This window comes from Apibacter sp. B3706 (assembly GCF_011082725.1).
Taxonomy (GTDB): Bacteria; Bacteroidota; Bacteroidia; order Flavobacteriales; family Weeksellaceae; genus Apibacter.
Genome location: NZ_CP049715.1, coordinates 357,281 through 380,144 on the forward strand (window position 1 = coordinate 357,281; position 22,864 = coordinate 380,144).

Annotated in this window: 26 protein-coding genes and 5 tRNA genes; 10 read left to right on the forward strand and 21 right to left on the reverse strand. The window is 30.8% G+C overall.

Annotated elements, in window-relative coordinates; genetic code table 11:
• Positions 1–56: 56 nt before the first annotated feature.
• From rplL to rpsU, 15 genes are all read right to left on the reverse strand, one after another.
• Positions 57–434: a 50S ribosomal protein L7/L12 gene (rplL, locus tag G8C41_RS01605; protein WP_105298067.1), complete on the reverse strand. Its 378-nt coding sequence runs from the start codon at positions 432–434 to the stop codon at positions 57–59.
• Between the two features lie 52 nt (positions 435–486).
• On the reverse strand, positions 487–1,011 hold the full coding sequence (rplJ, locus tag G8C41_RS01610; RefSeq protein ID WP_105298066.1) for a 50S ribosomal protein L10: 525 nt from the start codon (positions 1,009–1,011) through the stop codon (positions 487–489).
• An 18-nt stretch (positions 1,012–1,029) separates the two neighbouring features.
• Positions 1,030–1,722 carry a 50S ribosomal protein L1 gene (gene rplA / locus G8C41_RS01615; protein ID WP_105298065.1) on the reverse strand — a complete coding sequence of 231 codons (693 nt, stop codon included), beginning with the start codon at positions 1,720–1,722 and terminating at the stop codon, positions 1,030–1,032.
• 11 nt (positions 1,723–1,733) lie between these two features.
• Positions 1,734–2,177 (reverse strand): 50S ribosomal protein L11, encoded by a 444-nt coding sequence (rplK, locus tag G8C41_RS01620; protein WP_105298064.1) that lies wholly within the window; start codon positions 2,175–2,177, stop codon positions 1,734–1,736.
• A 46-nt stretch (positions 2,178–2,223) separates the two neighbouring features.
• Positions 2,224–2,769 (reverse strand): transcription termination/antitermination protein NusG, encoded by a 546-nt coding sequence (gene nusG, locus G8C41_RS01625; protein WP_105298063.1) that lies wholly within the window; start codon positions 2,767–2,769, stop codon positions 2,224–2,226.
• Positions 2,770–2,781: 12 nt separating this feature from the next.
• The gene (gene secE, locus G8C41_RS01630; RefSeq protein ID WP_105298062.1) at positions 2,782–2,988 is read right to left on the reverse strand and encodes a preprotein translocase subunit SecE; all 207 of its coding nucleotides are present in this window, start codon (positions 2,986–2,988) and stop codon (positions 2,782–2,784) included.
• A gap of 14 nt (positions 2,989–3,002) precedes the next feature.
• A tRNA-Trp gene (locus G8C41_RS01635) sits at positions 3,003–3,075 on the reverse strand.
• A 51-nt stretch (positions 3,076–3,126) separates the two neighbouring features.
• Positions 3,127–4,314: an elongation factor Tu gene (gene tuf, locus G8C41_RS01640; protein ID WP_105298061.1), complete on the reverse strand. Its 1,188-nt coding sequence runs from the start codon at positions 4,312–4,314 to the stop codon at positions 3,127–3,129.
• 176 nt (positions 4,315–4,490) lie between these two features.
• Positions 4,491–4,562, reverse strand: a tRNA-Thr gene (locus G8C41_RS01645).
• A 13-nt stretch (positions 4,563–4,575) separates the two neighbouring features.
• Positions 4,576–4,648 (reverse strand) — tRNA-Gly (locus tag G8C41_RS01650).
• 81 nt (positions 4,649–4,729) lie between these two features.
• Positions 4,730–4,812, reverse strand: a tRNA-Tyr gene (locus G8C41_RS01655).
• A 10-nt stretch (positions 4,813–4,822) separates the two neighbouring features.
• A tRNA-Thr gene (locus tag G8C41_RS01660) sits at positions 4,823–4,896 on the reverse strand.
• 131 nt (positions 4,897–5,027) lie between these two features.
• Positions 5,028–5,318 carry a ribosome hibernation-promoting factor, HPF/YfiA family gene (gene hpf / locus G8C41_RS01665; RefSeq protein WP_105298060.1) on the reverse strand — a complete coding sequence of 97 codons (291 nt, stop codon included), beginning with the start codon at positions 5,316–5,318 and terminating at the stop codon, positions 5,028–5,030.
• Positions 5,308–6,228, reverse strand: coding sequence for a tyrosine-type recombinase/integrase (locus G8C41_RS01670; RefSeq protein WP_166005912.1), 921 nt, complete (start codon positions 6,226–6,228; stop codon positions 5,308–5,310). The genes hpf and G8C41_RS01670 overlap by 11 nt, the downstream gene beginning before the upstream one ends.
• A gap of 70 nt (positions 6,229–6,298) precedes the next feature.
• Positions 6,299–6,493: a 30S ribosomal protein S21 gene (gene rpsU / locus G8C41_RS01675; RefSeq protein WP_055425292.1), complete on the reverse strand. Its 195-nt coding sequence runs from the start codon at positions 6,491–6,493 to the stop codon at positions 6,299–6,301.
• Between the two features lie 218 nt (positions 6,494–6,711).
• Here rpsU and G8C41_RS01680 point away from each other — a divergent pair, with 218 nt between their 5' ends.
• The 5 genes from G8C41_RS01680 to G8C41_RS01700 all read left to right on the forward strand — a co-directional run bounded on the left by G8C41_RS01680 (position 6,712) and on the right by G8C41_RS01700 (position 12,709).
• Positions 6,712–8,250: a glycine--tRNA ligase gene (locus tag G8C41_RS01680; protein WP_166005913.1), complete on the forward strand. Its 1,539-nt coding sequence runs from the start codon at positions 6,712–6,714 to the stop codon at positions 8,248–8,250.
• 173 nt (positions 8,251–8,423) lie between these two features.
• On the forward strand, positions 8,424–8,978 hold the full coding sequence (locus G8C41_RS01685; RefSeq protein WP_166005914.1) for a YcxB family protein: 555 nt from the start codon (positions 8,424–8,426) through the stop codon (positions 8,976–8,978).
• A gap of 155 nt (positions 8,979–9,133) precedes the next feature.
• Entirely contained in the window at positions 9,134–10,537 is a 1,404-nt protein-coding gene (lpdA, locus tag G8C41_RS01690; RefSeq protein WP_166005915.1) for a dihydrolipoyl dehydrogenase, read from the forward strand.
• 185 nt (positions 10,538–10,722) lie between these two features.
• On the forward strand, positions 10,723–12,102 hold the full coding sequence (locus G8C41_RS01695) for an AAA family ATPase (protein WP_166005916.1): 1,380 nt from the start codon (positions 10,723–10,725) through the stop codon (positions 12,100–12,102).
• A complete protein-coding gene (locus G8C41_RS01700) occupies positions 12,059–12,709 on the forward strand; it encodes an RloB family protein (protein WP_166005917.1) in 651 nt (216 codons plus the stop codon). Before G8C41_RS01695 ends, G8C41_RS01700 begins: the two co-directional genes overlap by 44 nt.
• A gap of 134 nt (positions 12,710–12,843) precedes the next feature.
• Here G8C41_RS01700 and G8C41_RS01705 read toward each other — a convergent pair whose 3' ends face one another.
• On the reverse strand, positions 12,844–13,251 hold the full coding sequence (locus G8C41_RS01705) for a helix-turn-helix domain-containing protein (RefSeq protein ID WP_166005918.1): 408 nt from the start codon (positions 13,249–13,251) through the stop codon (positions 12,844–12,846).
• A gap of 159 nt (positions 13,252–13,410) precedes the next feature.
• On the opposite strand from G8C41_RS01705, the gene G8C41_RS01710 reads away from it, so the two are divergent.
• Positions 13,411–13,695, forward strand: a complete 285-nt coding sequence (locus G8C41_RS01710) for a hypothetical protein (RefSeq protein WP_166005919.1) — start codon at positions 13,411–13,413, stop codon at positions 13,693–13,695.
• A gap of 85 nt (positions 13,696–13,780) precedes the next feature.
• Here G8C41_RS01710 and bla read toward each other — a convergent pair whose 3' ends face one another.
• The 3 genes from bla to G8C41_RS01725 form a co-directional block, all read right to left on the reverse strand.
• Positions 13,781–14,848 carry a class A beta-lactamase, subclass A2 gene (gene bla / locus G8C41_RS01715; RefSeq protein WP_221411731.1) on the reverse strand — a complete coding sequence of 356 codons (1,068 nt, stop codon included), beginning with the start codon at positions 14,846–14,848 and terminating at the stop codon, positions 13,781–13,783.
• 137 nt (positions 14,849–14,985) lie between these two features.
• Positions 14,986–16,350 carry a histidine--tRNA ligase gene (gene hisS / locus G8C41_RS01720; protein WP_166007643.1) on the reverse strand — a complete coding sequence of 455 codons (1,365 nt, stop codon included), beginning with the start codon at positions 16,348–16,350 and terminating at the stop codon, positions 14,986–14,988.
• Between the two features lie 124 nt (positions 16,351–16,474).
• The gene (locus G8C41_RS01725; protein WP_166005920.1) at positions 16,475–17,014 is read right to left on the reverse strand and encodes a YagU family protein; all 540 of its coding nucleotides are present in this window, start codon (positions 17,012–17,014) and stop codon (positions 16,475–16,477) included.
• 358 nt (positions 17,015–17,372) lie between these two features.
• Between G8C41_RS01725 and G8C41_RS01730 the strand changes: the two genes are divergently transcribed.
• From G8C41_RS01730 to G8C41_RS01745, 4 genes are read left to right on the forward strand one after another with little or no spacing between them, the layout of a single operon-like run.
• Positions 17,373–17,945, forward strand: coding sequence for a CopD family protein (locus G8C41_RS01730; protein ID WP_105298050.1), 573 nt, complete (start codon positions 17,373–17,375; stop codon positions 17,943–17,945).
• A gap of 7 nt (positions 17,946–17,952) precedes the next feature.
• Positions 17,953–18,681, forward strand: coding sequence for an ABC transporter permease subunit (locus G8C41_RS01735; RefSeq protein ID WP_160557133.1), 729 nt, complete (start codon positions 17,953–17,955; stop codon positions 18,679–18,681).
• Positions 18,681–20,357 carry a gliding motility-associated ABC transporter substrate-binding protein GldG gene (gene gldG, locus G8C41_RS01740; protein WP_166005921.1) on the forward strand — a complete coding sequence of 559 codons (1,677 nt, stop codon included), beginning with the start codon at positions 18,681–18,683 and terminating at the stop codon, positions 20,355–20,357. Before G8C41_RS01735 ends, gldG begins: the two co-directional genes overlap by 1 nt.
• Positions 20,358–20,359: 2 nt before the next feature.
• Complete coding sequence (locus G8C41_RS01745) at positions 20,360–21,061, forward strand: SAM-dependent methyltransferase (RefSeq protein ID WP_166005922.1); 702 nt, start codon at positions 20,360–20,362, stop codon at positions 21,059–21,061.
• Positions 21,062–21,346: 285 nt separating this feature from the next.
• Here the strand turns inward: G8C41_RS01745 and G8C41_RS01750 are convergent, their stop codons facing one another.
• Entirely contained in the window at positions 21,347–22,156 is an 810-nt protein-coding gene (locus G8C41_RS01750) for an aminotransferase class IV (RefSeq protein ID WP_166005923.1), read from the reverse strand.
• Between the two features lie 69 nt (positions 22,157–22,225).
• Positions 22,226–22,606, reverse strand: coding sequence for an START-like domain-containing protein (locus G8C41_RS01755; protein ID WP_105298045.1), 381 nt, complete (start codon positions 22,604–22,606; stop codon positions 22,226–22,228).
• Positions 22,607–22,864 lie beyond the last annotated feature (258 nt).

Consider the following 22,864-nt stretch of genomic DNA (forward strand, 5'->3'; position numbering starts at 1 on the left):
TAGACCTTACCAATGTTAAATTGGAGGCCTAAACCTTTATTTTTAGGTAGAATGAATTATTTCAATTCAACTTCAGCTCCAGCTTCTTCAAGCTGTTTTTTAAGACTTTCTGCTTCGTCTTTAGCTACTCCTTCTTTAATTGGAGTAGGAGCTCCATCTACAGCATCTTTAGCTTCTTTTAGACCTTTACCTGTAAGATCTTTAACTAATTTAACAACAGCTAATTTGTTAGCTCCTGCAGCTTTAAGAATAACATCGAATTCTGTTTTTTCTTCAGCAGCACCAGCATCAGCACCAGCAACAGGTGCAGCCATAGCTACAGCAGCAGCAGCAGGTTCAATACCGTATTCTTCTTTTAATATTTCAGCTAATTCATTAACTTCTTTTACTGTTAAATTTACTAGAGTTTCAGCTAATTGTTTTAAATCTGCCATTTTTAATTTTGTTTTAATTTTTGTTTAACAACTATTTATTATGAGTGTGAAATTATTCTTCTTTTTCAGATAAGGTTTTAACCAAACCGGCAATGGTATTTCCACCGGATTTAAGGGCAGAAACAACATTTTTAATTGGAGATTGAAGTAATCCAATAATTTCTCCAATAAGCTCTTCTCTGGATTTAAGATTTGCCAATGTTTCTAATTGAGCATCTCCTACAAATACTGCAGAATCAATCCAAGCAGCTTTTAGTAATGGTTTTTCAGTTTTCTTTCTGAAATTTTGTATTAATTTAGCCGGAGCATTTCCTTTTTCTGAAATGAAAATAGTAGAGTTTCCTTTTAGACTTTCAAAAACACCTGAAAAATCTTTATCTTCTACATTTTCCATTGCTTTTCTAAGAAGGGTGTTTTTAACAACTTTCATTGAAATTTCACCTTTGAAACAAGCTCTTCTTAGTTCTGAAGTCTGTTGTGCATTTAATCCATCAGTATCAGCTATATATAATACATTTGTACTTTCAAGTACTTCCTGTAATTCTTTAATTACCTCTGTTTTTTCTTGTTTTGTCATGTTTTGGTAAAATTAAAATTAGTTAATACCTTTAGGATCAATAGCAATACCCGGACTCATAGTAGAGGAAAGGTATATACTTTTCACATAAACTCCTTTTGCTGCCTGAGGTTTTAATTTTATTAAAGTAGAAATAATTTCTTGTGCATTCTCTTGAATATTTTTTGCATCGAAAGATACTTTACCTATTGCAGCATGTACAATTCCGTATTTATCTACTTTAAAATCTATTTTACCTGCTTTCACTTCTGAAATTGCTTTTCCTATTTCAGTGGTAACTGTTCCGGTTTTAGGATTGGGCATTAATCCACGTGGACCTAAAACTCTTCCTAAAGGACCTAATTTACCCATTACTTGAGGTTGAGTAACAATTACATCAACATCTGTCCATCCATCTTTTATTTTTTGTAGATAATCATCCAAACCTACATAATCAGCACCTGCGTTTTTAGCTTCTTCTTCCTTATCGGGAGTAACTAAAGCTAAAACGCGAGTTTCTTTACCTGTACCATGAGGTAAAGATACAACTCCACGCACCATTTGATTAGCCTTACGTGGATCTACTCCTAAACGTACAGCTATATCAACGGATGCATCAAATTTAGTATAATTAACTTCTTTAACTAAATTGGAAGCTTCCTCTAATGTATAAAGTTTTGATTTATCTACTTTAGCAACTACTGCTTTTTGTTTTTTCGTTAAAACTGCCATGATTCCTACAATTAATTATTAAAGGGATTTTGCCCAGTTACTCTAATACCCATAGATCTTGCTGTACCTGCAACCATGCTAACTGCTGATTCTATAGTAAAGCAATTTAAATCTACCATTTTATCTTCAGCAATTTGTTGTACTTGGCTCCAAGTAACGGATGCTACCTTATCTCTGTTTGGTTCGCCGGAACCTTTTTTAGCTTTAGAAGCTGCTAAAAGTTGAACGGTTACAGGAGGAGTTTTAACTACAAAGTCAAAAGATTTATCCTCATATACAGTAATGATAACCGGTAATACTTGTCCTTGCTTTTCTTGTGTTCGGGCATTAAATTGTTTACAAAACTCCATAATGTTAACCCCGGCAGCACCTAATGCAGGTCCTACTGGTGGTGAAGGATTTGCTTGACCTCCTTTCACCTGGAGTTTTACCATTTTAAAAATTTTTTTTGCCATTTTAATTTTTACTTAAAAATGTTTTATTTATATCTGTGGAAGCAGCCTATATTTTTTCTACTTGAGAGAAACTTAATTCAATGGGGGTTTTTCTTCCGAAAATCAACACCATCACATCTAATTTTCTTTTCTCTTCATTTATTTTTTCGATGGTTCCATTAAAACCATTAAATGGTCCATCAATAACTTTCACGGTTTCACCAAATACAAAAGGAATGTTTACGGTATCTTCAGATTCTGATAATTCATCCATTTTACCGAACATTCTACTCACTTCGCTTCGTCTCATTGGAAGTGGATCTCCTCCTTTAGTAGCACTTAAAAAACTAATTACGCCGGGTATATTCTTTATAGTGTGTGGTAATTCGCCAATTAAATTAGCTTCAACCATAACATATCCGGGATAATAGACTTTTTCTTTGCGAATTTTTTTTCCGTTTCTAATTTGTACTACTTTTTCCATAGGTACCACTACTTGGCCAAGATTTTTTTTAAGATGTTCGTATCTTAAAACTTCATTTTCAATATACATTTTCACCTTAGATTCTTGCCCACTGATCGTTTTCAGTACATACCATTTCATTTCATCCATCGCTTCCTAATATTAAGATTTTAATCCTATTAATATAGAATAAATATTCTGAAGCGCTTTAGCAAAAATCCAATCTACACCAAAGCAGAACATAGCCAAAATGATCGATGTAATCGCTACAACAGTTGTTGAGGATTGCAGATCGGACCATTTAGGCCACTCGACGTGATCTTTAAATTCTTCTATTGCGCCCTTTAAATACTTAATGAGTCCGTTCATTTATTATTATTTTGCGCGGGCGGAAAGATTCGAACTCACGACCTTTGGTTTTGGAGACCACTGCTCTACCAGCTGAGCTACACCCGCTTAAAAAAGAAAGAACTTTAAGTTCTTTCTTTTGTTATGATTTTATTTAAATTAATCTAAAATCTCAGTTACCTGACCTGCACCAACAGTTCTACCACCTTCACGGATAGCGAATCTTAAACCGTTGTTAAGTGCGATTGGTTGGTGTAATTCAACTGTAATAGTTAAGTTATCACCAGGCATTACCATTTCAGTTCCTTCCGGTAAAGTAATTGTACCGGTTACGTCAGTAGTTCTAACGTAGAATTGAGGACGGTAGTTATTGTGGAATGGAGTGTGACGTCCACCTTCTTCTTTAGTTAAGATATAAACCTCTGCTTTGAATTTTTTGTGAGGAGTGATTGAACCCGGTTTAGCGATAACCATACCACGACGGATATCAGTTTTTTCAATACCTCTTAATAATAATCCAACATTATCTCCGGCTTCACCTCTATCTAATATTTTTCTAAACATTTCAACTCCGGTTACAGTAGATGTTAATTTTTCATCTCCCATACCAACGATATCTACAGCTTCACCTGAGTTAATAACTCCGGCTTCAATACGTCCTGTAGCTACAGTTCCACGACCTGTAATAGAGAAAACGTCTTCGATTGGCATTAAGAATGGTTTATCTTGATCACGAACCGGTAAATCAATCCAGTTATCAACTGCTGCCATTAATTCATCAACAGTAGCAACCCATTTTGGATCTCCGTTAAGTGCACCTAAAGCAGAACCTTGGATAACAGGAGTGTTATCTCCGTCATAATCGTAAGAAGATAATAATTCTCTTACTTCCATTTCAACTAAGTCTAATAATTCAGGATCGTCAACCATATCCACTTTGTTCATGAATACAACGATTTTAGGTACGTTAACCTGACGACATAACAAGATGTGCTCTCTTGTTTGAGGCATAGGTCCATCAGTTGCAGCAACTACTAAAATAGCTCCGTCCATTTGAGCAGCACCGGTAACCATGTTTTTTACATAGTCAGCATGCCCCGGACAGTCAACGTGTGCATAGTGACGGTTTTCTGTTTGATATTCTACGTGTGCAGTATTGATTGTGATCCCTCTTTCTTTTTCTTCAGGAGCTGCATCAATTTGAGAGAAATCTCTTTTTTCTGCTAACCCTTTTTCTGCTAATACTTTTGTAATAGCAGCTGTTAAAGTCGTTTTTCCGTGGTCTACGTGACCGATTGTACCTATATTAAGATGTGGTTTGGTACGCTGAAAAGTTTCTTTTGCCATGATAAATATGTTTGTTTATATTTCCAAAAATGAGTGCAAATATACTCAATTTTTTTTAAATAACAATAGCTTATAAAAAATAAATACTTTTTTATAAACAACTGTTTTGTAAATATGTCTTTAAGAAAGTTTAGGCTTATTAATAAAATTTGTGATTGTATGTTTGGATAATTGAGAGCCAATGACGGGAATTGAACCCGTGACCTCGTCCTTACCAAGGAAGCGCTCTACCCCTGAGCTACATCGGCTGTTAAAAAATTGAGCGGAAGACGAGGGTCGAACTCGCGACATTCAGCTTGGAAGGCTGACGCTCTACCAACTGAGCTACTTCCGCTTATTTTTTGATTACCTTTGTAATTCGGTTGCAAAGGTAGAAATTTTTTTTGAATTACAAAATTTTTTTTTAATTTTTTTGTGGGGAGAGGAGGATTCGAACCTCCGAAGGTAAAAACCAACAGATTTACAGTCTGTCCTCGTTGGCCGCTTGAGTATCTCCCCTTCAAAAACGAGCCGGTAGAGGGATTCGAACCCACGACCCCGAGATTACAAATCACGTGCTCTGGCCAACTGAGCTATACCGGCATTAAATTTTTTATTTCAAAGAAAATATTTCGTTATTTTTCTAAGATCATTATCTTCGTCTAACGGATTGCAAAGGTAGATAAATTTTTAATATTTCCAAATTTTTATGAAAAAAAAATATGATTTTTTACCTACATTTTTTCTTTCCTTTTGAGTATCATCTTTTTAGCGGCTTCACAGGCTAAGTCAATACTTTCTTCAAATGTAGGGGACGTTTTTTTAGCTACTAATTCATCACCGGGAACTTCTAAAACGATTTCCGTAGTCTTATTTTCTTTATTTCCAACGTTTTCCAATTTTAGGAATATATTAGCATTGATTATTTTGTCGTAATATTGATCTAATTTTAAAACTTTTTTATTTAAAAATGCCAATAGGGTGTCTTGTGCATTAAAATTTACTGCTTGTACGTTAATTTTCATCTTTTTTATTTTTAAGCCCAAAAGGATGGGACCGGTTGAATACTTTTTTTAAATCTTCTATAGTATTATGAGTATAAACCTGTGTAGCTGCTAAACTACTGTGACCCAGTAATTCTTTTATGGAATTGATTTCGGCTCCGTTGTGTAAGAGATGACTTGCAAAGGTATGACGAAGCATATGCGGACTTTTTTTATCCTTAGTAGTTACCATGCTAACATATCTATGAATTAGGTTATATACATACTTTTCACTTAAAATTTTACCGTTTTTATTGGTAAATAAATATTCATAAGGTATACCAAAATTGATTTTATAGGCTAGAAATGCATTTATTTGCTCTGATAATTTTTGAGTTATAGGAATTAATCTTTCTTTATTTCTTTTTCCTGTAACTCTAATCGTCTGATTTTTTAAATCGATTGTTGAAGTTTTAAGTTGTAGAAGTTCCATTCTTCTGATACCTGTTTGATAAAATATCTCAAATATGAGATGGTTTCTAAGAGTTTCAAAGGAATCCGAATTATCTTTTCCTGCCTCACAAGAATTTATATAAGTTTCGATGGAATAAATTTCATCTTCAGTATAAGGAAGTAAAACTTTCTTCTTTTGTTTAAGATTTTTTAAGTGTAGGGTTGGACTTGTATCCAAATAACCAATTTTAAGCAAAAATTTAAAAAAGCTTCTTATAGAAGAAATTTTTCTATTGATGGAATTTTCCGATAGATTTTTATTGGATAGATGAATAATGAAATTCCTTAGTTGTTTGGCAGTAGCATGTTCTGCATCAGCAATGCTTTCAGATTCTAAAAGAAAGCTTTGAAGATCCAGCAAATCTCTTTCATAACTTTGTATGGTAAGAGAAGAGTAATGTTTCTCTAAGGTAAGGTATTCAAGAAATTTTTGTAACATATAAAAAGCCTACTTTTCAAAATTAAAAATAATTTCGAAAAATAGGCTAATATTTTATAGAAAAAGTTTCTTATGCTTCTTCTTGACTTTGCAATCTTTGTTTGTAAGCTGCTCTAATTACCTGTTGTCTTTTAGTAACAGAAGGCTTAATAAACTGTTGTCTTTTTCTTAATTCTTTAACAACACCGGTTTTATCGTATTTTCTTTTATATTTTTTTAGAGCTTTATCAATAGACTCTCCATCTTTTACTGGAATAATTAACATAATAACATCTCTTTTTTGTTCTTCATTTATTTTCGAAGTGCAAATATATGAAGATAATTTGCAAACGCAAATTTATTTTTAATATCAACGAAAGATTCGGTTGAATTATTAGAAAGATTTTGTTTTCCTTGATAGAGGTATATAATAGTTATAGGGTAATATCTCATTTTTTATAGTAAATTTGAACGTTGAATATAAATATCTAACCAAGTATATATATGAAATCTCAAGAAGATGTTTTAAAAAAGGTAGTTGCCCATGCCAAGGAATATGGGTTTGTTTTTCCTTCCAGTGAAGTTTATGACGGATTATCAGCCATTTACGATTACGGTCAAAATGGTGTTGAATTAAAAAATAATATTAAACAATATTGGTGGAAAGCAATGGTGCAGTTGAATGAAAATATTTTGGGATTGGATTCTGCTATATTTATGCATCCTACAATTTGGAAGGCTTCAGGGCATGTAGATGCGTTTAATGATCCGTTAATTGACAATAAAGACAGTAAAAAGAGATTTCGTGCGGATGTTTTAGTGGAAGATTTTGCGGAGAAGTTTGAAGATAAAGCAAAAAAAGAAATTGAAAAGGCAAGAAAACGATTTGGAGAAGCTTTTGATTTGGAACAGTTTGAGACTACTAATCCTAAAGTTTTAGAATATAGAAAGCAAAAAGCAGATATCTTACAAAGATTAGCTAAATCTTTGGAAACTAATTTAGCAGATACTAAAGCTTTAATCGAAGAACTGGAAATTGGTGATCCCGAAACAGGTTCTAAAAATTGGACAGAAGTTCGTCAGTTTAATTTAATGTTTGGGACAAAATTAGGCTCTACTGCTGATTCTGCTACCGATTTATATTTAAGACCTGAAACGGCACAAGGAATTTTTGTAAATTACCTAAATGTTCAAAAGACAGGAAGAAAAAAATTACCTTTTGGAATTGCACAAATTGGTAAAGCGTTTAGAAATGAAATTGTGGCAAGACAATTCATTTTTAGGATGAGAGAGTTTGAACAGATGGAAATGCAATTTTTTGTTCCTCCGGGCACAGAACTGTCTCATTTTAAAGAATGGAAAGAAAAACGTTTAAATTGGCATTTAGCTTTAGGATTGGGTAAAGATAACTATAGATTTCATGATCATGAAAAGTTAGCCCATTATGCAAACGCTGCCACTGATATTGAATTTAATTTTCCATTCGGATTTAAAGAATTGGAAGGTATCCATTCCAGAACTGATTTTGATTTATCGGCACATGAAAAATATTCCGGTAAAAAACTTCAATATTTCGATCCGGAACAAAATAAAAGTTATGTTCCTTATGTAGTGGAAACATCTATTGGATTAGACCGAATGTTTTTAGCTCTTTTATCTAAATGTTTAAAAGACGAAACATTGGAAGATGGCTCATCAAGAGTTGTTTTAAGTTTGCCTCCTGCTTTAGCGCCTAATAAAGTTGCTATATTTCCATTACTTAAAAAAGATGGATTGCCGGAATATGCAGAAAAGATTTTCAATGATTTGAAATTTGATTATAATGTAATGTATGAAGATAAAGATGCCATTGGTAAACGATATAGAAGACAAGATGCTATCGGTACTCCTTACTGTATTACCGTAGATCATGACACACTTTCCGATCATACTGTTACTATAAGAAACAGAGATACTATGAAACAGGAAAGAGTTTCAGTAGATTCCTTACGAACTATTTTAGGAGAGAATGTTGAATTAAAATCTCTTTTGAAGAAAATATAACAAAAATATGCTTCCGTTACTAACGGAGCATATACACTTATTCCTATCTTTACTAGTTACAATTATAAATTAATTTTATAATATAGGGAGATAGGAATATTTATTTATACGTATCTTATTCTTACTTATTAAATCACTAACATAAATTCGACGGATTTCATACATTTACAATTATGAAAGATTATACATATACTTATAAAATTTCAGCAGATGATTATCTTACTCATCAGCTTTTTAGTGCTTCGATGAATGAAATAGTAAAACAACAAAGGAAAAAAGGGCTACTTTTATGGACTTCCGCCTTTTTTGTACTTGCTGTAATTTTTGTTTTTTTAAAAAACTATGCATTAGCCGCTTATTTTGGAGTATTTGGAATTGGTTTTATATTTATTTATCCGATTTATTCTCGTTGGATATATAAAAGATTTTATAAACGTTTTGTTTATCGAAATTTTAATAAAACGCAATTAGAAACCATTGGACTTACTTTTTCAACGGATGATATAATCCTTTCCAACGGTGAAAATGAAGGAAAAATTCCTATTTCCAATATAGAACTAATCTATGAAATTCCCTCGCATTTTTTTATAAAATTAGACAGAGGAAGAAATATTATTATTCCTAAATCTCAAATTGAAGCTATAGACTCACTTACTAAAACTCTTACTGATTTAGCAGAATTAAAATCGATCCCGTATAAAAGAATGTTAGATTGGAAATGGAAATAATTTCGATTAAGACCTTTTACTGTTTAACTATATTTAATACATTATGTAAAGATATAGGCTAAGTAATTTTAAATTTATAAAATTGTTTAGGTGAGATGTATAAATTGAACGTATATTTTTTATCTTTGAATTCCAACCTAGTAGAAAAATAAATCATGAGTAATTTCGATATAGTAATCATTGGATCGGGGCCCGGGGGGTATGTCTCAGCCATTCGTTGTGCACAATTAGGATTTAAAACCGCATTGGTGGAAAAATATTTCCATTTAGGAGGCACCTGTTTACATGTGGGATGTATTCCTTCCAAATCCTTGTTAGATGCTTCCGAGCTTTATGATAAAGCTTTACACCAATTTAAAGACTTCGGAATTGAAATTACTAAGCCAACGATTGATTTTAGCAGAATGATTCAACGGAAAAATGAAGTCGTTGAACAAACAAGTAAGGGAATCGATTATTTAATGGATAAAAATAAGATTACGGTTTTTCATGGTATGGGTACTTTTAAGTCTTCCAATCAATTGGAAGTTAAAGATGAGAAAGGAAATATAAAAAACCTGGAAGCTCGATATTTCATTATAGCCACCGGTTCTAAACCTGCAAACCTTCCGTTTGCTCCCGCAGATAAAGAACGTTTGATCACTTCAACAGAGGCATTAAATCTAAAAGAAATTCCTAAGCATTTATTGGTTATCGGGGGAGGAGTTATCGGATTAGAACTAGGATCTGTATACAAAAGGTTGGGAGCAGAAGTGACCGTCATAGAATTTTTAGACCGATTAATTCCTACTATGGATGGCGGTTTATCTAAGGAATTACTTAAAGTGTTAAAAAAACAAGGAATGAAATTTTCTTTATCCACTCAAGTTACCAAGATAGAACGTAAGGGAGATAAAATATTTGTTCAAGCAGTGGAAAAGAACGGTAAGGAAATCAGGTTTGAGGGTGATTATTGTTTAGTCGCTGTCGGAAGAAAACCCTATACTGAAAATCTTGGATTGGAAAAGGCAGGTATTGAATTGGATGATCAAGGAAGAATAAAAGTAAATGAACATTTGCAAACGAATATTCCAAATATATATGCTATAGGAGATGTGGTTCGTGGACCTATGTTGGCACATAAGGCGGAAGAAGAAGGAGTTTTAGTTGCCGAACAGTTAGCAGGACAAAAACCTCATATAGATTATAATCTTATACCCGCTGTGGTATATACCTGGCCGGAAGTTGCAGGAGTAGGAAAAACTGAAGATCAATTATTAGAGGAGGGGCGTAGTTACAAAATAGGACAATTTCCCATTCGTGCTTTAGGAAGGGCTCGAGCCAGTGGCGATACGGACGGATTTGTAAAAATATTGGCTGATGAGGCAACCGATGAAGTATTGGGAATTCATATGATAGCCGCTCGTGCTGCCGATTTAATTGCGGATGCCGTGACTTTATTAGAATATCGAGCATCTGCTGAAGATATAGCTAGAATGAGCCATGCACATCCTACGTATGCTGAAGCCATAAAAGAGGCTGCCTTAGAAGCTACCGAAAAAAGAGCAATTCACAGTTAAAATAGTTATAACATTAGATAAAAAAACACTTTCAATATTTGAGAGTGTTTTTTTTTGTGATTTTTATTTTATACAATTATTTTATTTTTAATCATCTATTTAAATTTTAAATAAATAAAATAAATAAAATAAATCTTGTATATCTTATAATATAATGTAATTTTGTGAAAAAATTATAAAATAAGATGTTAGTACGGGTAATTATAAAAAATCTATTATCTTTTAAAGAAGAGACAGAATTTAATTTACTCACTTCTTCAAAAATTACCGAATTAAAACATCATAAAGTAAAAAAAAATAATCTTAATTTACTTACATTTTCAGCGATATATGGTGCAAATGCCAGTGGTAAATCCAATTTAATTAAAATTTTTTCACTTATAAAAGAAGTTGTAATAAATGGTAAAATTCCCAAATTTTACTATGATCAACACTTTAGATATAATGAGAGTTTAGAATCAGAATCCTCAGAAGTAGCAATTGAGTTTATATATAAACGTAATATTTATTTTTATACGTTTAGTTTCTTAAGAGAAATTTTCACTAATGAATCTTTATATGTTAAGAAAAAAGATTCATATATTAATATATTTAGTCGAGATAAATCAGGGGTTAGGATATTAAATTATAATGATGATGTTGTAGACTTTATTAATGATATGGTTAGTGATGATGAAAATTTTGTTTATTATATAGGAAACTATTATAAAGGTAAAAATAAAGATTTTAATATTATATTAAACATTCAAAATTGGTTTAAAGAAAACTTAGTTATCTTATTTCCGAATAGTTTTCCGGAGGATAAAGTTAATATGTTTTATAAATTTATATTTGGAAAAAATACTTATGTTCATTTAATTCAGTCTACAATAAAGCTATTGAATTTAGATATTGAAAATTTAAATTTAAAAAAAACAGAAATAGATCCTGCTTTTTTAGAACAAGTTTTAACTAAGTACCAATATAAATCATTTGTAATAGATAAAAATGGTCCTTTTAAAACAATATTTAACAGTAGTAATCTTAATGTATTTTATTATAAAGATATTCAGAATAGTAAATTCTATAAATATGAAATAAGTGCAATTCAAAAAAACGGGCAAGGAGTTAAAAAAATATTTAAATTGGATGAATTATCTGATGGTACCAATCGTCTTATTGATATGTTACCTATATTTCTGACTAAAATAAATACAGATAGTATAATAATTATTGATGAGATTGAAAGAAGTTTGCATCCATTAATGATAAAAAAAATTTTAAACTTATTCACTGAAGAGAAAAAAATTAAAGGACAGCTTATTTTTACTACTCATGAATCTAATTTATTAGATTTAAGCTTATTTAGAAAAGATGAAATATGGTTTGCAGAAAAAAATTATGAAGGAGCTACCGAATTTTATCCATTAAGTTATTTTTCAAAACATCAAACTAAAGATATTCAATCTGGATATTTACAAGGAAGATATGGTGCTATACCATTTTTAGGAGATCTTAAACAACTACTTAATAAAACTGCTTATGTTGAACCCCCAAAAAATAGGTTACAAACCAAAAGAAGTTGAACCCTACAAGGATGCTACCGTTATAAATATATTTTGTGAAGGCGATAAGAGAGAGAGCGATTATTTTACATATTTTAATGAATTATCTCGTAAATTAATAATACAAATAATTAAACCTGACTGTGATTCTTCGCCTGAAAAACTCAAATATAAATGTGAAGAAATTATTAAAAATGATAAAAATAGTAAATTCGATGAAATTTGGTTTGTAATTGATAAAGATTCTTGGGAAATAAAGAGTATAAAATCTTTAAAGAATTATTGTAATCAAAACAAAAATTTTAATATGGTTGTTAGTAATCCTTGTTTTGAAGTTTGGCTTTATTATCACTTTTATAAGACCAAACCAATTGAAAGTATTGATAAATGGAAAAATTTTTTGCATAAAAAAATTAAAGGGGGATTTGATTCAAATATCCATCCTATGTTTATTAAGAATGCAATATTTTTTGCAAAAGAAAATTTTTCAGGGACACAAGAATTTCCAGAAGAAGCATCTACTTCTCTCTATATATTAGGTGAAAAAATTTATAATCTCTTGCGTGTTTATTTAGATAGAGAAATGGAATTAAACAAGAATCATTTAAAAATTAAAGAATTTATTTAAATTATTTAAAATAGTAACTCATTATTTAAATAAATTAACAATCATATTATTTTAATATCAAAAATTAAAAATTAAATAAAAAAAGAGATTTTAACATTAAAACCTCTTTTAACTATTATCTAAATTGAAATCCTTTATTTATTCAATAACTTTTCCAATAATTCATCTTTTTCTTTCAGCATGCGCTCATATAAAGCCTCCTTTTCGTTATAGAGCTCTACAATTTTATCAATAGGATTGAAAGTACAATTTATTGGATTATTTAAAAATGAACTTTCTACTTTATCATTAAAAGTGTTGATATAATTAAAAGTTGCTTCATCATTCATGTTTTTAATAGCATCAATCGGAACATTAAGAGTTTTGGCTACTTTTTTTAGTGTAGAATCATCGATAAATTCTTTTTGCTCAAGTTCAGAAACGGCTTGTTGGGTAATATCCAATTCAATAGCGATCGCCTCTTGTTTTATTCCTAACATTTCGCGCAATCGTTTGATATTTCTACCATGATGTGTTTTTTGAGGAGCAATATCTAATTTCATTCTGTGTTACTATTTATTTATGTATACAAAAATACTAAAAATACGGCTAAAAATAATGTATTTGTGAAATACATCTCAATAATTGTATTATACAAGTAAGTACTTGTAAAATACCATATCAATAATGAGCTAATTTTGACAGTATAATAACAAATAAGAATGACAAATACTAAAGATTTTTGGCTTGATAAAGCGCGTCATTATTTACAATCTTCTCGGGCAACAGAGGATCTTGGATCGGAAGTTGCGTTTGAAAATTATGTGCAGTTGGGAGCTTTGCTTTACTCCATTATTCATATTTCACAAAAATCGTTGTTTTTTAAAGAAGAAAAATTAGAAGAAGAGGTGCGTACAGATATATATAATCTATTGGATATAGCTAAAAAATTAATTCCACGTTCCGAATTGGAATTTTTGGATGAAATTAGAAAGGAAATAGCGTAATATCTAGTTATTGTTAGTTTTAAAAAACCGGAATGATTTTTAAAATCATTCCGGTTTGATATATGTAACATTTCAAAATGAAAAATTATTTATTTTTATAAAAGTTATATACTACCTGAGAAATATCGGCAATTATTCGAGCATTGGTTTTGTCGTCTTCTTTGGAATCTTTAATAAATACTGCAATAGAATATTGTTTCCCATTGGGTAAATAAACAAAACCGATGTCATTATCGGCGGCTTTTAAGCCTTCCAAATTTCGGGAAGAACTGCCGGATTTATGTCCAATTAAAACTTTTTTAGGTAAAAGAGCTTTTAACTTATCCGAACCTGTTTCAGATTCTGTCATTGCTTGGAATAAGAAATCTTTATAGTTTTTACAAAAGATATCTTTATTTATAAAAATATCCAATAAACGGGCAGCTTCTAACGGAGTCGTCCAATTTATATATTGGTTATTAAAATCTTTGTTCATTTCCTCTTCAGTTGCTTGAATGGAAAAATTTTTACTTCCTAGTGTACGTAAATATAGATCTGTCATTTTAGTACCACTCATATAATAATATAAAGCATCAGAAGCATTGTTGTCACTTTTGGAAACCGTATAATTTAACAAATCGCCAATTGGAATAGTAAAATTACCTTCCGGGTACTCTTTTGCTAAAGGGCTGTAAGTATCTTTTTTTATGTCTGATTTTTTCAGATATAAATTAGATTCCAAAGAAAGTAAATTATTGTTCATGTAGTCCAACAAAGCAAGTGCTTGATGAAATTTAAAAACGCTCATCGCCGGATACTCCATATCGTTATTAACTGTTAAGGTATCTTTTCCGTCGAAAATTACGGCCACTCCCACAGTGGCTTTCTTATTCTTAGTAATGGAATGAATTTTTTTTTCTAAACTTTTGTCGGCAAGCTCTGAATGGCGATCGTATACATGATCATGAGAGTTAGAGTAATTTAAATTATCTTGTTTTTGTTGAAGTGAAAGTTCACGTTTTTTTTGTGCTTTTTCGTATCCGGATAAATTTTGATTTTTGCCTATCTCTTTATATTGTCTGCCGTATTCTTTATTCATTTCTTTTCTTCCGGATTGAGCAAAGGCAGAAGTAGACAGCATTACTAGAAATGCTAAGGTTAAAAACTTGTTCATTATTATTTTGGTTTTATTAAATTAATTAACAAATAAAACCAATCAAAAAATATGCCAGTTTTAAAAGCTTTTATGTGTTTAATTACTAGCTACATAACTGTAATTTCGTAAATCATTTGAGGTAAAATTAATTAAAATTAAGATAAAAATTCTTCAATTTCATCAATAGATAAATTTTTCTGATCGCCCGTTTTTATATTTTTAAGTGTTACTGTATTCGTATTAATTTCATCTTCTCCATAAAAGGCTACAAAAGATATTTCCTTTTTTTCTGCGTAGCTGAATTGTTTTTGAAGTTTAGATTTTTCAGGATATAAATCACAAGCAATGTTTTTACTTCTAAGTTCTTTAATTAGTTTCAATGCTTGAAGACATTCATTTTCACCGAAATTGAAAAAGAGAATTTGTTTTTGATGTAATGTAGCCTCAGGGAAAAGATTAAGTTCTTCCATAACCAAATATATTCGGTCTAATCCGAAAGAAATACCTACTCCCGGCATGTTTTTAACGCCGAATATTTCGGTGAGGTTGTCATATCGTCCACCTCCGCCAATTGATCCCATGGAGATATTTTTAGCTTTCACTTCATAAATAGTTCCGGTATAATAATCCAAACCTCGCGCTAGGGTCAAGTTGAAAACCAATTCCGCAGAGGTAAGACCAATTTCTTTTACCCGATTGTAAATAAATTCCATCTCTTGAATACCTTCTTGCCCTATTTCAATATCTGTGAGTATATCTTTTAGTTGCGAAATTTTTTCTTCAAAAGTTCCTGAAAGTTCAATAATCGGAATAAGTTTTTGTAAAGAATCTTGTCCAATACCTTTAGTTGACATTTCTTCTAAAACTTTATCTAAACCAATTTTGTCCAATTTATCCAAAGCAACGGTAAAATCGATTAATTGATTTTCGATAGATGCATATTGAGCAATAGCTGCCAATAACTTTCGGTTGTTTACATGAATTTCAATAGGGATATGTAAATCCGAAAAAGCCGAATCGTATAATAAAGTAAGATTTACTTCATGCCATAAACTGGCTGAACCAACGATATCGGCATCGCATTGATAAAATTCACGATATCGTCCTTTTTGAGGTCGATCTGCTCTCCACACCGGTTGAATTTGATATCGTTTGAAAGGTAGGGGAAGTTGCCCGTGATTCATAGCGACGTAACGCGCAAAAGGTACGGTAAGATCATACCGCAAAGCTTTTTCCGAAATGGAACCGATTATATTTTTGGAACTCCATTGAGACATATCCGGATTCTTTTTTTTCGCTTCAGCTAGAAAATCACCGCTGTTTAATATTTTAAAAATTAAACGATCTCCTTCTTCTCCATATTTACCGGTTAATGTATCTAAATTTTCAAAAGAAGGAGTTTCCAACGGTTGAAAGCAAAATTTTTCAAAATTGGATTGTAACTTAGTAATTATGTATCTTCTCTTTTGTAATTCTTTAGCGGTAAAATCTCTGGTGCCTTTAGGAATTCCGGGTTTCATTTCTTTATGTCTTATTTTTAAAACAAAGGTATAGAAATGTTTTGATTTTTTTTTAGGTAAATAAGGCAAAAAAAAGAGCATAAAAATATGCTCCTTTTTACATGTATATTGAAATATAAAATTTTTACCTGAAAGGAGAGGTAAGAGGGATTTCAGAATCCGGTTGTTTCGTAATTCGGTTTCGTAAATCTCTACGCGTAATTTCAATTATCCAGGTCCAGAACGCATGTCCGAAAAATTCAGAGAAATGTTCTGCAAAAGGCTGATTCCACGGGGCAGGTACTGTTCCCAGTATTGGCATTATAATAATATGGAACATTATGAAAATAAGTATTCCATAGGCAGTTCCCTGCCATAATTTAATTTTAGGATAATATTCCGCAACTAAGCAATAGATTATTGCACAGATAATTGAGAAGGAAAAATGAATAATAAAGCTCATGATCGGTCGTGGATTATCATTAAAATAATACATGAGATGGGAGAGGTCATGAGACATTCCCAGTTGTTCCAGGAGGTGTTGTGGTGGATTGGTCATATCTCTTTCAGGAGTACGGGGAGGAAATGGAACTTCCCAACCGAATTTGATAAAACCTGAAATGATTCCTGAAATGATTCCTACCCATACGGCAACATTTTTCTTAGGATGTAAAGCATTTTTCATAAACAGAATTATATAAATGATTAATTAATTGAAATAATAACACAATTTTTTGATACTAATGTATGCTATCTAAATACATATGTTTAAAGTTATTTTCAAAAAAAATGCCTAAAATTTTACATTTATTCAGTATAATACTAATTTTATTGCAATTTTATTTATGAAATTGATAGAATGGTTAAGCAATATTTACTTATTTCTTTATTAACAAAAATTATATCAATTATTCAAATATTCAAAGAACTATAATTTTAGCTTAAATATATATGGTGTGTATATATAACCTGTTCACAGGGTTATATATTAAAGTATTGATAATATTAAATTTATTAAATTCGCATTCAAAATTGATTGTATAATGCATATTCCTGATATTCCCAGTTATTTTGCCTTAAAAGCGATTCACATTATTTTTATGGTAAGCTATTTTGCGGGGATTTTTTACTTAATACGTTTATTTGTTTATTTTATAGATACCAATGAAAAACCGGAGCTTGAGCGTGAGATTCTTAGAAAGCAATACATATATATGATTTCTCGTTTATGGGATATCATAACGGTTCCGGCAGGAATTATAATGCTTATTACCGGAACATTAATGATGATTAATACTCGCGGGGATATTACTTTTTACATTTTAAGAGAACCTTGGTTCCATATTAAGCTGGTATTTGTTGGAGCGTTGGCTCTATATCATTACTGGAGTTGGAGGTGTATTAGGAGAATAAAGGCCGGAAAATTCAATACAACTTCTATTAAGCTCCGTATGATGAATGAAGTTGCTACTATTATTTTATTTGCCGTAATATTTATAGTTATTTTCAAACAATATTTTATGGGAATGTGGCTAAGCTTATTGATCAGTTTTATTGTTCTAGTTCTTGTAATTATGTTGGTTGTAAAATTAGTTAACAGAAAAAAGAAAAAGTAAGAATCGTATGTTTTCAATTTTTAAAAAAGAACTTTGGGCATATTTTGGAACATTAGGCGCATATATTGTTTCGGCTGCTTTCTTGTTAATCTGTTCTTTATTTTTATGGTTTTTCGATAATGATTTTAATGTTTTCAATGTAGGATTGGCTACATTAAATAACTTTTTTATACTTGCTCCCTGGGTATTGATGTTCCTATTACCTGCCTTGACAATGAAAAGCATTGCGGAAGAAGAGCAAAACGGTACTTTGGTCTGGTTATTTTCTCAACCATTGTCTGTTTCATCTATTGTTTTAGGAAAATATTGGGCAATTTTAATTCTAGTCTTATTTTCTTTACTTCCTACTTTTACCTTTGTTTATACGATTAATAATTTAAGTTTACCGAAAGGAAATATAGATTCAGGAATCATTGTTAGCGGGTATATCGGATTACTCTTTTTGTCCATGACCTTTGCTTCAATTGGTATTTTTTGTTCTTCCTTAGTAAAAAATCAGGTATTAGCGTTTGTCACAGGTGTCTTTTTTTGTTTTATTTGTTTTTATGGATTTGAAAATTTGGCATCGTATAATCTGTTAGGAAATTTAGATTATACCCTGCAAAAAATAGGATTTTTTCAACATTATACCAGTTTTACCAAAGGGATCGTAGATACAAGAGATATAGGTTATTTTATCTTTGTAATAGTTGGATTTCTTTTATTATCGATTCGAATAATCAACAGCAAAAAGTAATGATATATTTAAAAAAGATAAATATTAGCTTAGTATTCCTACTTATTGCAGGTCTTATATTGGCTAGTGGTTTTTTTTATAAAAGGTTTGACTTAACTTCGGATAAACGATATACGTTAACTGAAAGTACTCGTCAAGTATTAAAAAAAATTGATGAGCCGATGCAGATTGATGTATATTTAGAAGGAGATTTTCCTGCAGATTTTAAACAACTGCAGTCTGAAACTCTCAGTCTGCTGGATGAATTTAAAAGGTTAAATTCCAATATTAATTTTCAATTAATAGATCCAATAAAGGAAAAATTATCACAAGAGACATTAGAAGCTATGGGAATGGCTCCTTCGGCTTTGCGGGTTGAAAAAGATGGAGCATCATCTCAACTAATTTTATTTCCTTATGCAACTATAAAATATAAAGGCAATGGGCAAACAGTACCGTTAATAATTTCTCAGGCAGGAATAACAGGAGATGAGCAAATGGCTAAATCTATCGAAAATCTGGAATACGGTTTTATCAGTGCTATTGATAAGTTATCCAATAAACGTTTGAAAAGTGTAGGCATTTTAGTAAATCAAAAAGAACTGAATCGATTGGAAATGTTCAGCCTGGCTAACAGGATTCATCAAAGTTATAATTTCGGACCTATTTTTCCTAAAGATAGTCAGACCTTGTCACTTCAGGATTTACCAATACTTAAGAAATTTGACGCCATACTGATTGCCAAACCAAGAAAGGCTTTTACTGATAAAGAAAAATTAACGATTGACCAATATATCATGAGTGGAGGTAAAACACTATGGGCAATTGATCAAGTTAATGCCGAAATGGATACTTTGCTTAAGTCCAGTAAAATATTGGCTTATCCGTATGATCTTAATTTAACTGATTTATTATTTTCTTACGGAGTAAGGATAAATTCCGGAATTGTTAAGGATATAAAAAATCCTACTTATATAAATTTACAGGTTGGAGAAATACAAGGAAATGCACAAAATGCAAGAGTACCTTGGGTATATTTTCCTATGGGATTTTCCTTGAATAATCATCCGATAACCAAAAATATTAATCCAGTATCCTTTCAGTTTCCTACTTCAATAGATACCTTAGATACTCCCGGAGTTAAAAAAACAATTCTCTATCAAACTTCTTCCTATACTTCGCTTCAAGGAGTACCCTCTTATATATCACTTGAAGAAGCAAAGTTATTTGAAAGAGAAAATGTAAATTGGAACGAATACAATAAAGGGCCTAAAATATTGGCAGTTTTGCTTGAAGGGAAATTTACCTCTGCATACAAGGATAGGATAGAGTCTAGTGGAATTAAAAATTTTGTGGACCGGTCAAACAATAATAAGATGATCGTTATATCCGATGGTGACATAGCAAGAAATCAGGTGATAAAAGGTCAACCTTTGCCTTTAGGTTTTGATTATTCAACAGGTATTACTTATGGAAATGAAGAATTTTTAATAAACGCCCTGGACTATTTATTAGATGATCACGGTTTAATGCTTTTAAGAAACAGGACGGTACAAATGAGAATGTTGAATAAGCCTCTAATTGTTCAGGAAAAAACGTATTGGCAATGGTTAAATTTAGGCGTTCCTATCGTTTTAGTCAGTATCGTAGGAGGTTCTTTTATATTTGTAAGAAGAAAAAAGTTTAGTAAAAAATAATTATGGCTGTATTATATTTACTTCCTGCCTATTTAGGTGAAACCTCACCCAAAGATATATTTTCTCCGAGAGAAATCGAATTATTACATACGTTAAAATTTTTTGTTGCTGAAAATCAGAAATCGGCCAGAAAATTTATTAAATTTTTATGTCCGGATACAACTCAAAGCGAATTAAGTATTTCAATATTAGATAAAAGAACCACGGAAGAGGAATTGGAATATCTTTCACAGCCTTTGAAAAACGGGGAGGATGTTGGATTAATTTCAGAAGCGGGATTACCTTGCATAGCAGATCCGGGTAATATTTTAGTTTCTTGGTGTCACAGACACGATATTCGAGTAGTTCCTATTACAGGTCCTTCTTCCATCATATTAGCCTTAATAGCCAGTGGCTTAAATGGTCAAAATTTTGCTTTTAACGGTTATCTTCCCATAGATTCTAATGAAAGGAAAAAGACAATAGTAAATCTTGAAAAGATTAGCAGAAATCAAGGATCAGCGCAAATATTTATGGAAACTCCGTATCGAAATCAAGCGTTATTTGATGACTTGATTAAATACTTAAATCCAAAAACTTCTTTATGTATTGCAACGAATGTTACTCTTCCCAACGAATCTATTAAAACTTTATATTGCAAAGATTGGAAAGCTAAAAAACCAAATTTTCACAAAGAACCCACTATTTTTATAGTGCAAGCCTAAATTTTATTTTACACTTTAGCGTGTTTATCTATCTAAAATTGAGGGGTAATAAAAAACGTACTATTTACACTATAAAATAATTTTATTGATAAAACCCTTTATAGAACCATAATTAGATTATTTTTGCATCAAGAAAGTAAGAGATATCTTTAAAAAGATTTTTAATGATCTTTCAAGACATGATTACTTAAATGTAATCGCTTTCTCATTTTTTTGTGGTTTTAGTTTGAGGTCGCTTATGCGACCTTTTTTTTTTAAACAAAAACAGATGTTTTGAGTTACCAACTATTCGAAAGAATAACCGATAAACTTTTTTGTCAATAAACGAGTTTGATCTTTTTTAAAAACTTTTTTTCTCAACCGGGTAACGGGCAGTAATCCATTTTCATCACTAAGTATAAAAAATTCATCTGCAGATTGAGCTTCGAAAGGAGATATTGGTGCTTCTTTAAAGATGTAATTTGTTTTTTCTCGTAGAAAAAGGATGTAATTTTTCTTTAAAACAGATTGGATGGCACCTTCCGTAGTGGGAGGGGAAACTATCATATTATCTTGAATTAAAAATATATTACCTAATACAGATCTAGCTATTCTTTTTTCACTATTCAGTAAAATAACGTCCTGTAACTCATTTTCTCTTGCATATTGTTCTGCTATGCTATTAAGAGGCTGATAAATTAATAAATCAGACAATAAATTGGGATATATAAGAACTTCTTTATAAACATCAACTTCATTTTCAGTAGTTACAAAGAAATTTTTATGGGGTACAATTTGTATTATAAATGAAGGGGGATGATTTTGGATATTTCTATAGATTGTTATTTTTACTCTACCTTCTGTGGTGTTTAATTTTTCAGAGAGTATTTTAATTTGATTTTCAAATAATTCAGGAGTAAAAGCTAGAGGTATATCTATCCTCATTTTTCTCATGGATGCCATCAATTGGAAATATACATTTTCCCAATAAAGGAGTTTATTTTGAAATAGCCAACAGAAACCATTTACAAAATCCCCGGAAAAATAATTGTTTTCAGTGTAATTGATTACTAATTGATTTTCTTCAATACATTTTTGATTGAAAATAATTTTCATACTAAATAATTAGTATTTTTTTGTGTTAGTAGTTTTTTTGTTGGCCCTAATACGGGGATTAATTATTATTTAAGAACCTATAATCTTTTTTAGGTCTTCAATTAAATTTTCCCAATATAATTTAGAGTGTTCTAAGTCGCTTTCTTCGGCAAAATCAGTAATTACAAGAGCTACGTCACTGGTTACATCATCAACATGTATGGCAAGTTCCCAAAAATATTTGGTTCCTTCATCTTCTTCCCATCTAAAACGCACAAAAGACTCTTCTTTATATCGTATTAAGTTAGCTGATTCTTCTTGATCTCCCCATACAAAAGTAAATTTATCTCCTCTTTCAATTACGTCATCTGCTAACCACTCACTCATACCTGAAGAAGTTCCAATATATTCAAACAAAAGAGTAGTGGAACATTTCATAGCAAATTCTAATTGGTATTTTATCTTATTCATATTAATATTTAGATTTCAAGTTGCAATATATAAATTTGTTCTATATTTTAAAAATTATATTGCTTAATGAAAAAGTTTTGATTTTACTTCATGATATTTAAGTTTTGATAGTAATAGTAGGATTTTGCAATATAAATAAGAAAAAAATAAATCAATTTTATGTTGCATGAATAAAATATTATAATTTCATTAACATTTTTTAGGTTTTTTTAAAATTTTATATATACATTTGTTCCCTAAGAAGTTGTCTTGGTTGAA